The 14,120-nt window shown below is 73.2% G+C and carries 10 protein-coding genes; 5 read left to right on the top strand and 5 right to left on the bottom strand.

Annotated features, from left to right (window positions below):
- Positions 1-256: 256 nt before the first annotated feature.
- The 3 genes from ACFP1Z_RS33285 (at position 257) to thpR (ending at position 2,515) form a co-directional block, all read left to right on the top strand.
- On the top strand, positions 257-676 hold the full coding sequence (locus tag ACFP1Z_RS33285; RefSeq protein WP_390321785.1) for an NUDIX hydrolase: 420 nt from the start codon (positions 257-259) through the stop codon (positions 674-676).
- Positions 677-753: 77 nt separating this feature from the next.
- Positions 754-1,728 (top strand): aldo/keto reductase, encoded by a 975-nt coding sequence (locus ACFP1Z_RS33280; protein ID WP_390321782.1) that lies wholly within the window; start codon positions 754-756, stop codon positions 1,726-1,728.
- A gap of 202 nt (positions 1,729-1,930) precedes the next feature.
- The gene (gene thpR, locus ACFP1Z_RS33275) at positions 1,931-2,515 is read left to right on the top strand and encodes an RNA 2',3'-cyclic phosphodiesterase (protein WP_390321780.1); all 585 of its coding nucleotides are present in this window, start codon (positions 1,931-1,933) and stop codon (positions 2,513-2,515) included.
- 192 nt (positions 2,516-2,707) lie between these two features.
- On the opposite strand, the gene ACFP1Z_RS33270 is transcribed toward thpR, so the two are convergent.
- The 3 genes from ACFP1Z_RS33270 to ACFP1Z_RS33260 all read right to left on the bottom strand — a co-directional run bounded on the left by ACFP1Z_RS33270 (position 2,708) and on the right by ACFP1Z_RS33260 (position 6,311).
- Positions 2,708-4,111: an MFS transporter gene (locus ACFP1Z_RS33270; RefSeq protein WP_390321778.1), complete on the bottom strand. Its 1,404-nt coding sequence runs from the start codon at positions 4,109-4,111 to the stop codon at positions 2,708-2,710.
- A 157-nt stretch (positions 4,112-4,268) separates the two neighbouring features.
- Positions 4,269-4,721, bottom strand: a complete 453-nt coding sequence (locus ACFP1Z_RS33265) for a MarR family winged helix-turn-helix transcriptional regulator (protein WP_390321775.1) — start codon at positions 4,719-4,721, stop codon at positions 4,269-4,271.
- 123 nt (positions 4,722-4,844) lie between these two features.
- Complete coding sequence (locus tag ACFP1Z_RS33260; RefSeq protein ID WP_390321773.1) at positions 4,845-6,311, bottom strand: NCS2 family permease; 1,467 nt, start codon at positions 6,309-6,311, stop codon at positions 4,845-4,847.
- Positions 6,312-6,574: 263 nt separating this feature from the next.
- Between ACFP1Z_RS33260 and ACFP1Z_RS33255 the strand changes: the two genes are divergently transcribed.
- Together ACFP1Z_RS33255 and ACFP1Z_RS33250 are read left to right on the top strand one after the other, a co-directional pair.
- The gene (locus ACFP1Z_RS33255; protein WP_390321771.1) at positions 6,575-6,835 is read left to right on the top strand and encodes a DUF2530 domain-containing protein; all 261 of its coding nucleotides are present in this window, start codon (positions 6,575-6,577) and stop codon (positions 6,833-6,835) included.
- Positions 6,836-7,670: 835 nt separating this feature from the next.
- Positions 7,671-10,370, top strand: coding sequence for a cation-translocating P-type ATPase (locus ACFP1Z_RS33250; RefSeq protein WP_390321769.1), 2,700 nt, complete (start codon positions 7,671-7,673; stop codon positions 10,368-10,370).
- An 87-nt stretch (positions 10,371-10,457) separates the two neighbouring features.
- On the opposite strand, the gene ACFP1Z_RS33245 is transcribed toward ACFP1Z_RS33250, so the two are convergent.
- Complete coding sequence (locus tag ACFP1Z_RS33245) at positions 10,458-10,649, bottom strand: DUF1059 domain-containing protein (protein ID WP_390321767.1); 192 nt, start codon at positions 10,647-10,649, stop codon at positions 10,458-10,460.
- Positions 10,650-10,702: 53 nt separating this feature from the next.
- Positions 10,703-13,891, bottom strand: coding sequence for a sacsin N-terminal ATP-binding-like domain-containing protein (locus ACFP1Z_RS33240; RefSeq protein ID WP_390321765.1), 3,189 nt, complete (start codon positions 13,889-13,891; stop codon positions 10,703-10,705).
- Positions 13,892-14,120 lie beyond the last annotated feature (229 nt).

Here is a 14,120-nt window from a genome sequence, read left to right as displayed (position 1 = left end):
TACCCAGGCACTTCTCCGCCTGGCCCGGCAACGCATCAACGTGCTGTTCGCGATGCTCCGCGACGGCACCTTCTACGAACCCCGAACGCCTCGCTTCGCTTGACGAAGGACATAGAGGCACCCCCCCCCCGCCGGGCAGCCGTCGAGGCCCCTGCCGGACCATCCGCATCCCAATTCCCGTGAGACACCAACGAGTTGCCCCGTCCGTGCTACGTTCCGCACACCCTCCATAGGTGACGCCCCGCAAAGGACCGGCATGCCCGACACCCCTCCGACCTGGCCCGTATCCGTCAAGGCCGTCGCCCTGGACATCCATCAGCGCGTACTGCTGCTGAAGAACGAACGCGAGGAGTGGGAACTGCCCGGCGGCCGGCTCGAACCCGGTGACGACAGCCCCGGGACGACCGTCGCCCGCGAACTGCGGGAGGAGACCGGGTGGGAGGTCAAAGCGGGCCCGCTCATCGACGGCGGCGTATGGATTTACGAACCGATCCCCGGCAGACGGGTGCTCGTCGTGACGTACGGCTGCGCGGTGCTCACCCCGGACCGGGCGCCCGTCGTCAGCCACGAGCACAAGGAGGTCGGCCTGTTCAAGGCCGACGACGTGGCGGGCCTGCGGATGCCCCAGGGCTACAAGCGCGCGATCGCCAGGTGGTACGGGCAGCGGCACGCGTGACCTGCGGGGAGAACGTCAACACACCGCGCCCCACCACCTCTTGCCCGCGCCCCGCCCGAAGGCGTTGGCTGGCCGCCATGGACTACACCCACCTCGGACGCACCGGACTCAAGGTCAGCCGACTCGTCCTCGGCACCATGAACTTCGGCCCGCGCACCGACGAGGCCGAGAGCCACGCCATCATGGACGCCGCGCTCGACGCGGGGCTGAACTTCTTCGACACCGCCAACGTGTACGGCTGGGGCGAGAACAAGGGCCGTACCGAGGAGATCATCGGCAGCTGGTTCGCCAAGGGGGGCGGGCGGCGGGAGAAGGTCGTCATCGCGACCAAGGTGTACGGGCACATGAGCGCCGACGACACCCCCTGGCCCAATCACGACCGGCTCTCCGCCGTCAACATCCGCCGTGCCGTCGAGGGCAGCCTCAAGCGGCTGCGGACGGACCACATCGACCTGTACCAGTTCCACCACGTGGACCGGCGCACGCCCTGGGACGAGATCTGGCAGGCGATCGACGTCCTCGTCCAGCAGGGGAAGATCGTCTACGCGGGCTCCTCCAACCACGCCGGCTGGCACCTCGCGCAGGCCAACGAGGCGGCGCGGCGCCGGGGTTCGCTCGGGCTGGTCAGTGAGCAGTGTCTGTACAACCTCGCCGAGCGGCGCGCCGAGATGGAGGTGATCCCGGCGGCGCGGGCGTACGGGCTGGGGATCATCCCCTGGTCGCCGCTCGCGGGCGGACTGCTGGGCGGGGCGATCCGCAAGGCGGCCACGAGCGGGCGCTCGGCGGACGCGCTGGCGAGCACCAGGCTCCGTGAGCAGGTGCAGGCGTACGAGGACCTGCTCGACAAGCACGGCCTCGTACCCGGGGAGGCCGCGCTCGCGTGGCTGCTGAGCCGGCCGGGGGTGACGGGACCCATCATCGGGCCGCGCACGCGCGAGCAGCTCGGCTCGGCGCTGCGTGCCGTCGACCTGGAGCTGTCGGAGGAGGTGCTGGCCGGACTGGACGAGATCTTCCCGGGACCGGGGCAGGCACCGGAGGCGTTCGCCTGGTGAGGCGCGGGAGCCCCGGAAGCCCGTGAGGTCCGGGACGCGGGGTGCCGGTCACGGCCGTACGACGGTCCTCGCCGTCGCGTGACGGAGCCCGGTCGCGGGGCCCGCGCCCGGTGCGGGCGTACGGTCCGGCGCGCCCGTACGCGCCCGCCACGCGCCGCCCGGCGCGCACCCGCACCACCCCGCGCCGCGTCACACTGACCCCATGCGCCTCTTCGTCGCCGTCGTCCCGCCCGAGCCCGCGCTCGCCGAACTCGCCGCCGCCGTCGCCCCGTTGCACCGCTTCCCGGGCGCGGAGCGGCTGCGGTGGACCGAGGCCGCGGGCTGGCACTTCACGCTCGCCTTCCTCGGCGAGGTCGACGCGTCCCTGCTGCCCGGCCTCACCGAGCGGCTGGAGCGCGCCGCGCACCGGCACCCCGCGCACGAGCTGCGCTTCGCCGGCGGCGGCCGGTTCGGGGACCGGGTCCTGTGGGTGGGCGCCGAGGGCGACCGTACGGCCCTGCGCGACCTCGCGCGCTCGGCGGCGGCCGGCGCACGCCGGGCCGGTGTCCCCGTGGACGACACCCGCGCCTTCCGCGCCCACGTCACCCTCGCCCGCGCCGCCCGCCACATCGACCTGCGCCCCTACGCCGACGCCCTCGCCGGTTTCACCGGCCGCGCCTGGTCCGTGGAGCGTCTCGTCCTCATGCGCAGCCACCTGCCGGGCTCCGGGGTGCCCGGCGAACGGCCGCGCTACGAGAGCGTGGGGGAGTGGCCCCTGCGGGAGCCCGGCCCCCGCCGGTCCGGCTGAGCGCGCCGGTTAACCTCGTGGGGTGGACCCGAAGACCAGGAACCGGATCATGACCGCCGCGCTGGCGGCGATACTCGTCGTCGTGGCGGTGGTGGCCGCCGTGAAGTGAGCGCGCCCCCCGGCCCGTACGGCAGGAACGGTCACCCGCCCCGCCGCGGACCGGCAGCGCGCCCCGCACCGCCGGCCGCCCCCTCACGCCACGGTCAGCCGCTCCCCCGGAGCCTCCCCCTCTCCCTCCCCCGGCTTCTGCCGTGGCACGAACGACACCAGCGTCCGTCCCCGCCGCAGGTCCACCTTCAGTCTCAGATCCCCCGCGCGGGCCAGGGCCAGGCCCACGCCCGTGGCCGCGAGCAGCGAGACCGCGCCGCCGGCGAGGAAGCCGACGCGCGCGCCGTAGGCGTCCGTGATCCAGCCCACCAGGGGGGCGCCCAGCGGGGTGCCGCCGACGAAGACCATCATGTACAGGCTCATGACGCGGCCGCGCATCGCGGCGTCCGTGCCCAGCTGGATACCGGAGTTGGCGGTGACATTGATGGTCAGACCGCACATGCCGATGGGGACGAGCAGCAGGACGAAGACCCAGAAGGCGGGCGCGAGCGCGGCGGTGATCTCCAGCAGGCCGAAGACCAGGGCGGCGCCGATCAGGACGCGCTGCCGGGTGGCGCGGCGGCGGGCGGAGAGCAGGGCGCCCGCGAGGGAGCCGACCGCCAGGAGGGTGTTGAACAGGCCGTACGTCCCGGCGCCCGCGTGGAAGACGTCGTCGACGAAGGCGGTCAGCCAGATGGGGAAGTTGAAACCGAAGGTGCCGATGAAGCCGACGAGGATGATCGGCCAGATCAGGTCGGGGCGTCCGGCGACGTAGCGCAGTCCCTCGCGCAGCTGGCCCTTGGCGCGCGGCGCGGTGTCGGCCTCATGGAGTTCGCTCGTGCGCATGAGCAACAGGCCGACGATCGGGGCGACGAAGGAGAGCCCGTTGAGGAGGAAGGCCCAGCCGCTGCCGACGGCGGTGATCAGGACGCCCGCGACGGCGGGGCCGACCAGCCGCGCGGACTGGAAGTTGGCGGAATTCAGGCTCACCGCGTTGCGCAGGTCGTCCGGGCCGACCATCTCGACGACGAACGCCTGCCGGGCGGGGTTGTCGACGACGGTGACCAGGCCGAGGGCGAGGGCGGTGAGGTAGACGTGCCAGACCTGCACATGCCCGGAGAGGGTCAGGACGGCGAGGGCGAGGCCGGTGAGGCCCATGGCGCCCTGGGTGAACACCAGCAGCCGGCGCTTGGGGCAGCGGTCGGCTATGACGCCGCCGTAGAGGCCGAACAGCAGCATGGGCAGGAACTGCAGGGCCGTGGTGATGCCGACGGCCGCGGAGGAGCCGGTCAGGGAGAGGACGAGCCAGTCCTGGGCGATGCGCTGCATCCAGGTGCCGGTGTTGGAGACCACCTGTCCGGTGGCGAAGAGCCGGTAGTTGCGGATGCGCAGGGAGCTGAAGGTGCCGCCCTTGGGCCGGGCCGGTGCGGTGCGGGGCAGGGCGGCGGTGCGGGTGTCGTCGTGCGGTTGTGGTGCGGGTGCGGAGTCTGCTCCGGGTCCCGTACTCAAAGTGCGTTCGCCTCCTTGAGGTGCGGTGGCGTCGCGCGGTGCGGCGCTGTCAGGTGTGATGCCCGCGCCCCGGGGGTCGTACGTACGGGTGCGCGTGCGTGGCGGGACCGGGCCGGGGGAACCGGCCGCGTCCGCGCCGCCGCGCGGCGCCTCCGCGCTACAGGTGCGCGAGCTTTTCGAGGACGGGCGCGGCGGCGCGCAGCGTCGCCCACTCGTCCTCGTCGAGGCGGCCGACCAGCTCGGTGAGCCAGGCGTTCCGCTTGCGGCGGCTCTCGCGGAGCATGTCCTCGGCCCGCTCGGTCTGGGTGACCACCTTCTGCCGGCGGTCCTCGGGGTGCGGCTCCAGCCGGACCAGGCCCTTGGCCTCCAGCAGGGCGACGATGCGCGTCATCGACGGCGGCTGGACGTGCTCCTTGCGGGCCAGCTCGCCGGGGGTGGCGCTGCCGCAGCCGGCGAGGGTGCCCAGGACGGACATCTCGGTGGGGCTGAGCGACTCGTCGACCCGCTGGTGCTTGAGCCGGCGCGAGAGCCGCATGACACCCGAGCGCAGCGCGTTGACCGCCTCGGTGTCGTCGGGGTTTTGCGTGGTGTGCGGGTCGGGGTCCGACATGTTCCTTAGGTTAACTCATTACCCGGACTAAATAAAGCGGGCGGCCGGGCTCGTGCGCCCGGCCGCCCCTGCGGTCACTCCCCTACGCCGGGCGTACTCCGCCCGCCCAGCGCCCTCCGCCCGCTACTTCACTCCCAGCACCTGCTCGATCGGGTTGAGCATGAAGTACACGAGGAAGCACAGCCCGACGACGCTCAGCAGCCACGGCACCTCCCGGAAGCGCTTGGTCGCGATACGCAGCAGGATGAACGCGAGGACGCCGATACCGATGCCGTTGGTGATCGAGTACGTGAACGGCATCGAGACGATCGTCAGGAACGCGGGGATCGCGATCGTGAAGTCGCCCCAGTCGATGTCCTTGACGTTGCTCGCCATGATCAGGAAGCCGACGACCAGCAGCGCGGGCGTGGCCGCCTGCGAGGGGACGACGGTCGCGAGCGGGGTGAAGATCAGGGCGAGCAGGAACAGCCCGCCCGTCATCAGGTTGGCCAGGCCCGTACGGGCGCCCTCGCCGACACCGGCCGTGGACTCCACGAAGCACGTGTTGGCGGAGGCCGAGCCGAGACCGCCGGCCGCGACGGCGACACCGTCGACCATCAGGATCTTGCCCATGTTCGGCAGCTGGCCGTCCGCGTCGGTCAGCCCGGCCTCCTCACCGACACCGATGATCGTGCCCATCGCGTCGAAGAAGCCGGACAGCAGCACGGTGAAGACGAACAGGCAGCCCGTCAGCCAGCCCACCTCGTGGAAACCACCGAACAGGCTGATCTTTCCGACAAGTCCGAAGTCGGGGGCGCCGACGATGTTGTCCGGCACACGCGGGACGCTCAGCCCCCAGCTCGCGTCCGGGATCACGGCCAGCTCGTTGATCACGATCGCGATGAAGGTCATCACGACGATGCCGATGAGGATCGCGCCCGGAGTCTTCCGCACGATGAGGATGAAGGTCAGCGCGAGCCCCGCCGCGAAGATCAGCACCGGCCAGCCGTGCAGCTGACCGCCCTCGCCGAGAGCGAGCGGGACGGTGGTGTGCGCGCCGTCCGGGTTGCGGGTGACGAAGCCGGAGTCGACCAGACCGATCAGCGAGATGAACATGCCGATGCCGATCGCGATGGCGCGCCGCAGCCCGCCCGGAATCGCGTCCATCACCTTCTGCCGCAGACCGGAGGCCACCAGCACCATCAGCACCAGACCGGCGAGGACGACCATGCCCATCGCGTCCGGCCAGCTCATCTTGGGCGCGAGCTGAAGCGAGACGACGGCGTTGATACCGAGGCCGGCGGCACAGGCGATCGGCACATTGCCGATCGCGCCCATCAGCACGGTGGTCAGTCCCGCCATCAGGGCGGTGGCGGTGACGAGCTGGGCATTGTCCAGCTGGTGCCCGAACTTGTCCTGGCCGGCGCCGAGGATGATCGGGTTCAGCACGATGATGTAGGCCATCGCGAAGAACGTGGCCAGACCGCCACGCAGTTCGCGCGGGATGCTCGAACCCCGCTCCGAGACCCGGAAGTAGCGGTCCAGGACATTGCGGGGCGGGGCGGGGGGCTGCTGCTGGGCGTCGACCGCGGAGGTGGCCGAGGTGGGCATGCGGTACCTCAGTCGTAGGGGCCTTGAGGGAGGCGGGGTGAGCGGGGCGCTTCAGGACGTCGGAGGGACGGACCCATGAAGCCATGGCGTAGCCATACCCAGATCCTCTTTGGATGATCAACCGAAACAATCCAGTCAGATCCGGTCCGTTTCAGTATGAACAACCAATTCGGGAATTGCTATCTCCGCGCGTAGACCCTTGGGGCGCAAGGGCCCCGGACCGCCTCCGGGCCGCTCGGAACGCACGCACTAGGCTGTCCCGCATGACGAAGTGGACACCCAGACACGAGGCGCCGGAGCCGCTGGAAGGCAACGTCGTCGCCACCATCACCGGCGGCACGGTGATCTGGCTCGTCCTCTTCCTGGCCCAGCTCCCCTTCTACGGGTGGTTCGCGGACCACGGGCATCTGTGGTGGCTGTGGACGTGTGCGGCGGGGGCGGGGCTCGGGGGGTTGGGCATCTGGTACGTCCGCAAACGCGATGCGGCGATCAGGCGACACAAGAACGAACCGACCCCGGGCTGACCCCACCCACCCACCCGACACCCGAAAACAAACATCACCCACCGGGGGCTCCGCCCCCGGACCCCCCCTGGGGGCTCCGCCCCCTCGGACCCCCACCCCACGCCCCCGGACCCACACCAGGCGCCCCACCAGGCCCCCGCCAAGCCGCGCACCCGGACCCACGCCAGGGGCGCAGCCCCCTGAGCCCCCACCAGGCCGCGCCCTCTCGGACCCCGCCAGGCCCCCAGACCTCCGCCGCGCACCCGGACCCACACAGGGGACGCACCCCACGCGCGCGCGCGGCTCCGCCCCCACCCCCATCGGGCGACCCGCCAGCCCCTTCGCGCCCCCGGGAACCCCATCAGACCGCGCCCTCTCGGACCCCACAGACCTCCGCCGCGCCGCGCACCCGGATCCCCGCCAGGGGACGTAAACCCCCTTGAGCCCCAACCCGGCTCCGCCCCCGAACCCCACCCGGCCACGCACCCTGCACCCCCACACGGCTCCGCCCCCGCCCTCACCGGGCGACCCCCCAGGCCCCCGCAAGCCTTCACGCCCCCCGGAACCCCGTCAGCGCCCCACCGGCAGCAACCCCCTCCGGGCCTTTCCCCACCCCCGTACGGGAGGGGACGGGCCGGAGGGGGTCGTTGCCAGGCGTAAAGCGAAGCAGCCTGGCAATGACCCCCGGAGGACCGGCCCCGCACCGTGACAAGCCCCGCGCAGCGGAAACCGGGCAGAACGAGACCCGCACCCGGAAACGGCCCCGCACCGCCCGCGCAGCGGAACCGCACCCGGAAACCGGCCGAACCCCACATCCGACAGGTGAACGCGCCCGCGGCACCGTACCGTCGGACTCATGAGCGATCCGCCGGAGAGCCGCCCGGACAGCCCGGAAAGAAGCCCGAAGCACCCGGAAACTCCGAAGACCCCGGAGGCCCCGGAAACCCCGGACGCCCCGAAGCACCCGGAGGCCCCAGAGCACCCGGAAACCCCGGGCGCCCCGAAGCCCCTGGCCTCCCCGAAGCACCCGAAAACCCCGGAGCACCCGGAAACCCCGGACGCCCCGAAGCCCCTGGCCTCCCCGAAGCACCCGAAAACCCCGGAGCACCCGGAAACCCCGGACGCCCCGAAGCACCCGGAGGCCCCGGAGCACCCGGAAACCCTGGAGGCCCCGGAAACCCCGGGTAGCCCGGCCCCCCCAGCCCCCCCGGCACGCCGCCCCGGCCTGACCGCCGCTGAAGTCGCGGAGCGCGTCACCCGCGGTGAGGTCAACGACGTCCCCGTCCGTTCCTCCCGCTCCACCGCGGACATCGTCCGAGCAAACGTCTTCACCCGCTTCAACGCCATCATCGGCGTCCTCTTCCTGATCATCCTGGTCGTCGGCCCGATCCAGGACGGCCTCTTCGGCTTCGTGATCATCGCGAACACAGGGATCGGCATCCTCCAGGAGCTCCGCGCGAAGCGCACCCTGGACGCGCTCGCGGTGATCGGTGAGGCGAAGCCGACGGTGCGCCGTGACGGTGCGGCGACGCAGATCCCGACATCCCGCATCGTCCTGGACGACGTCATCGAACTCGGCCCGGGGGACAAGTGCGTCGTCGACGGCGAGGTCGTCGAGGCGGACGGCCTGGAGATCGACGAGTCGCTGTTGACCGGCGAGGCCGACCCCGTCCTCAAACACCCCGGCGACAAGGTCATGTCGGGCTCCTTCGTCGTCGCCGGCGGCGGCGCGTTCACGGCGACGAAGGTCGGCCGGGAGGCGTACGCGGTGCAACTCGCGGAGGAGGCCTCGCGGTTCACGCTCGTCCACTCCGAACTGCGCACCGGCATCAGTCTGATCCTCAAGTACGTGACGTGGATGATGCTTCCGGCGGCGGTCGGCCTGGTCATCAGCCAGCTGGTGGTGCAGAAGCACGACTGGCAGGAGGCGGTGCGCCGGATGGTCGCGGGCATCGTGCCCATGGTTCCGGAGGGGCTGGTGCTGCTGACGTCCGTGGCCTTCGCGATCGGGGTGATCCGGCTGGGCCGCAAGCAGTGTCTGGTGCAGGAGTTGCCCGCGATCGAGGGGCTGGCCCGGGTCGACGTGGTGTGCCTGGACAAGACGGGCACGCTCACCGAGGGCGGTATGGACGTCACCGAACTGCGGCTGCTGGCGGACGCGGAGGAGTCGTACGTGCGGCAGGTCCTCGGCGCGCTCGGGGAGGCGGACCCGCGCCCGAACGCGAGCCTGCAGGCGATCATCGACGCGTATCCGGACGGGCAGGGCTGGCGCTGCACCGAGTCGCTGCCGTTCTCCTCGGCCCGCAAGTACAGCGGCGCCGCCCTCGGCGGCCCGGACGGTGAGGCCGCCAACTGGCTGCTGGGCGCCCCGGATGTGCTGCTGCCGGACGGGCATCCGGCGCTCACCGCCGTGGAGGACCTCAACGCGCGGGGCATGCGCGTCCTGCTGCTGGCCCGCGCGAGCCGCGCGCTGGACGACCCGCGGGTGAAGGAGGACGTGCACCCCACCGCTCTCGTCGTGCTGGAGCAGCGGCTGCGCCCCGACGCGGGCGACACCTTGCGTTACTTCGCCGAACAGCAGGTCTCCGCCAAGGTCATCTCCGGTGACAACGCGGTGTCGGTGGGCGCGGTGGCCGCCAAACTCGGTCTGCCCGGCGCCCAGTCGCCGGTCGACGCCCGGCAACTGCCCGCCGAGCGGGCGGAGATGGCGGCCGTTCTGGACCGGGGCGCGGTCTTCGGCCGGGTCACCCCGCAGCAGAAGCGGGACATGGTCGGCGCCCTGCAGTCGCACGGGCACACCGTCGCCATGACCGGTGACGGCGTCAACGACGTGCTCGCGCTGAAGGACGCCGACATCGGTGTCTCGATGGGCTCGGGTTCCGAGGCGACCCGGGCCGTCGCCCAGATCGTGCTGCTGAACAACAGTTTCGCGACGCTGCCGTCGGTGGTGGCCGAGGGCCGCCGCGTCATCGGCAACATCACGCGCGTGGCGACGCTGTTCCTGACGAAGACGGTCTACTCGGTGCTGCTGGCGATCCTCGTGGTGTGCACGCGGGTGCCGTACCCGTTCCTGCCGCGCCATCTGACGCTGCTGTCGACGCTGACCATCGGCGTCCCGGCGTTCTTCCTCGCCCTGGCCCCCAACACCGAGCGGGCGCGCCCGCACTTCGTGCGCCGTGTCATGCGCTACGCGATCCCTTCGGGGCTGATCGCGGGCGCGGCCACGTTCGCGGCGTATCTGCTGGCGCGCGCCCACTACGACGGGCAGGACGGCGCCCTGGACGCGGAGACCAGCGCGGCGACGCTGACCCTGTTCCTGATCTCCCTGTGGGTGCTGGCGATCATCGCCCGTCCGTACACGTGGTGGCGGATCGCGCTGGTCCTCGCGATGGGCGCGGGTTTCCTGGTCGTGCTGGTCACGCCGTGGCTGCAGCGCTTCTTCGCGCTGAAGCTCGTGGGGACGACGATGCCGTGGGCGGCGGTGGGGATCGCGGTCGTCGCGGCGGCGGTGCTGGAAGTGGTGTGGCGGTGGGTGAGCAGGCGGTTCCCGGCCTGAGGCCGGTGTGCCGGTGCCGGACGCCGGGATCCGGGCGGGCGACCCGGCACCGGCACACGCCCTCACGCCCCCGGGGCCCCGCAGGGGTCAGGCACTCGCCTTCTCGTCCTCCAGCATGGCCCGGATCTGCTCCCGCAGCGCGGGGCTGTCCTGGTGCTGGTGCACCGTGACCGCGTGGTGGCTGGCGGCGTCGAGGACTTCCTCCTCCTCGCCGATGAGCGTCAGGGAGCAGTTCGTCTCGTCGGGGTACTTGCGGCAGTCGATCACTTTCCTGGTCATGACGGCCTCCCTACGGCCAGGGTAGATCCGTAGGGAGGCCGTACGCCCGGGGATCAGTCGAACCAGCGGGCCCGTGCCAGCTCGTCCGTGCGCGAGGGGTCCTCCAGCAGCGCCGCCGCCTCGAAGCGCCGCGACCACTGGCCGGCGGTCCAGGCCAGGCCGGCGGCGACGCCCTCCAGGGTGGCCGCGTGCAGGACGCCGTCGCGGCACACGCACCAGTCGAGCTCCACGCCGCCGATGACCAGTTCCTCGTGCTCGGCGTAGGTGGCGGGCGCTTCCGGCAGCAGCACGCGTACCCCGTCGGGCACGGTCCGCACCTCGCCGTCCCCGGGCGGGACGCGGACGGCGAAGACCTCGCTCAGGCGCCGTACCTGGAGCAGGTCGGCCAGCTCGGCGGCGCGTGCCGGGCGTACCGGCAGCAGTGGGTGGCCGGCGGCGAGCGGCAGCAGGTAGGGGGCGTCTGCGACCAGCGCGTCCGAGGCGTCGACGACGCGCACCGCGTCACCGACGACGGCCCGCAGTTCGTCGGGCAGGGTGACCTGCTCGGGGTCGAGGGCCGCCAACGCGCTGTAGAGGGCGTGGAGTTGGGGGGCGCTGACGTAGCGGTCGGGGTCGGCGAGGCGGCCCAGCAGTTCGGCGGCGCCGCCCGGTTCGGCGAGCAGCGCGGCCACGGAGGTCCGTACGCCGAGCGCGCGCAGCACCTGTTCGTCGACGAGCCCCGCGTCGACGGCCTCGTACAGCCCGGCCAGCAGCGCGTCCCCGCCGGCGGCCCGCAGTCCGGCGGGGCGGCGGCCGTCGAGGACGGGGTGGCCGCGCAGCCACCAGGCGGTGTACGGGCGGACGGACTGCGTGGTGCCGTCGGGCAGCAGGACGCGCACGGGGGCCGTCAGCGCGTCGCGCAGCGGGGGGCGGGAGAGCAGGGCGAGGGCCTCGGGCCAGGCGTCGTCGTCGACGAGATCGAGGTCGCGTACGGCGACGATCTCGGTGGCGACGGGCGGGACCGGGGTCTCGGGGAGGCGGTCGAGGACGTCCTCGCACCAGACGTCGACGGCGTCGAGGAGGCCGGCGTCGTCGGGTTCGGGGAAGTCGCCGTCGCGCGGCTCCAGTTCGTCCGGGTCGAGGACGACGTCGGTGGCGCGGACGAGCGCGAAGTTCGCGAGGACGCCGACGGCGGTCAGCGGCTGCTCGCCCCAGCGTTCGACGAGCTCGGCGTCGCACGCGGCGAGTTCCCCCTCCCGGATGACGCGCTCGAACGGGCTGCCCGGCAGGACGAGTTCACCGGCGGGGGCGAGCTCGCCGTCCTCGTCGGGGAGGGCGAGCGCGGCGAGCCAGGGCTCGTCGCCGGGGGCGAGGGCGGCGTCGCGCACGAGGCCGAGGACGATGTCGGCGAGGGCCTCGGCGTCGAGCGCGTCGGAGTCCTCGGCGTACCAGATCTCGTCCGCCTCAAGGGAGTTGGCGACCGCCGCCCGTACCTGAGGGGTCGTCAGGATGGCGCGGGGGGCGGCCGGGGTGGCGCCGAGCTTCTCCAGCAGCGGGTGCGCGGCGTCGGGGTGCACGACCTTCAGGCCCAGGCGGGCGAGCCGGGCCGGCTCGGTGCCGCCCGGCGGCGGCAGCAGCACCTGCCGCGGGCCGATCGCGGTACCGGCGCCCTCCGTGAGGGGGACGGGCAGGCCGCTGAGCCGGTCGGGGTCGACACCGGCGAGGCTGTCGTAGAGCCGCCACCACCACAGGGGCGAGCGCTCCACCCCGGCGAGCCGGTCGACCATCTCACCGAGCGGCACCCGGGCCACGCCCAGCGCCCGTGGCTCGGGTCTGCGCTCCAGGCCGGCGGGCAGCAGGTTCGGGAACAGCTCGCCGAGCACGGCGACGGTCGCGGCCCCGGCCCCCTCGACGAGCTCGGCGTCGACGGGGCGCAGGGCGGGCGGCGGCCCGTCGGGGCCGGGGTGCGCGGTGTCCGTGGCGTCCGTACGGCCCGGCCACCCGTCGACTCCCCCGGAAGCGCCCTCCACGGCACCGCTCGCGCTCGGCAGGAACGCCACCCGGGGCAGCAGCTCCAGCACCCGGCGGCGCAGCTCCGCGTCCAGGGCGCCCTGGGCCAGCGGGGAGGGGACCAGGCCGAGGACGTCCGTGCTGACCGGCCGCCAGTCCGCGAGCAACTGCGCATAGCCCTGCGCCGCGCGCTCGGTGAGGAACTCCAGCAGCGGGCCGGGCGCGGCGTGCCGGCGCGTGGGCTCCAGCGGGAACGAGGCGATGAGCAGGGCCGGCATGCCCAGCGGCTCGTCGGTGGGCGTCGGGGCGTGCACGACCGGCGCCGTCGCGGGCCGTACGGGCGCGCCGTCCGCGTCCGCCGGGACCGCCCAGGTCACCGACCAGTGGGGGCGCAGCCGCTCCTCCACCGGGCGGTCGGCGAGCAGCTCCGCCGGGATACGGCCGCCCTCCTGCCGTACCCGCCAGCGGGCGGCCGTACCGCGCGCGGTGTCCGTGACGAGGACGTACGGCCCGTCCTGACCGCGCGTCAGCGTCCGTACGGAGCCGTCCGCGCCCTCGACGACGACCTCGGCCAGCCCCGGCAGCGTCAGCAGCAGCGCGTCGTCGACAGCGGCGAGCAGACGCCCGGTCAGATCCTCGGCGGCGCCGTCCCGCAGCGGCAGGACGACCACGGTGTCGTAGCCGTCCGGCGGGGTGCCCTCGGCGGGCAGCGGCAGCCGCAGCAGCGGCACGTGCCCGTCACGGCGGCGGATCTCCTCCGCCAGGCCCGGCGAAGCCGCCGCCGCCTGCCCGGCCAGGGCCCGCGCCTCCCCCAGCGACCAGCGCACGCCGCCCGTACGTCCGATGACGGCGGGCTCGTCGCTGACGGCGAGGACCGCCGAGAACCCGACACCGAACCGGCCGACGCCGCCCTCGTCGTCCCGCTTCGCGGAGGCCCGCAGGGTCGCCAGCGACTCGGCGCCCGCCGCGTCCAGGGGGGCACCGGTATTGGCCACGGCGAGCAGCGCCGGCTCGCCCTCCCGCGCCGGGTGCAGGGTCAGCCGCAGCCTTCCGGGCACGCCCGCGCGGGCGGCCGCGTCCGCCGCGTTCTGGGCGAGCTCGACGACCAGCCGGTCCCGGTAGCCGCCCAGCGCCAGGTCCTCCTCGGCGTTCGCGTCCTCCCGGAACCGCGCGGGGGCCGCGGCCCAGGCCGCCAGTACGCTCTCCCGCAACGAGGCGGTGCCAAAGGGGTCTTCGGCTGCGCCGGGCGTCATCACGTCTCCTGCCTGCGAGGGGGTTCGATGCGGTGACGGTATCCCGGGGCGGTGACGTGTGTGCGGCAACCCCCGGGGGTGCGGTGCCGTGAGGTGGCGGGGGCGCGGTAGCGGGGCGGGTGGCGCCTGCGGCGGGCTTGTTCCCCAGCCCCGCCCCTTCCCGAAACTGGGGCTCCGCCCCAGACCCCGGTCCTCAAGCGCCGGACGGGCTTGATTTTCAAGCCCGTCC

Origin of the sequence: Streptomyces gamaensis (assembly GCF_042656465.1) — a bacterium.
GTDB lineage: Bacteria > Actinomycetota > Actinomycetes > Streptomycetales > Streptomycetaceae > Streptomyces > Streptomyces gamaensis.
The sequence above is the reverse complement of the archived record's forward strand: the minus strand, read 5'-3'. Positions and strand labels throughout refer to the sequence as shown.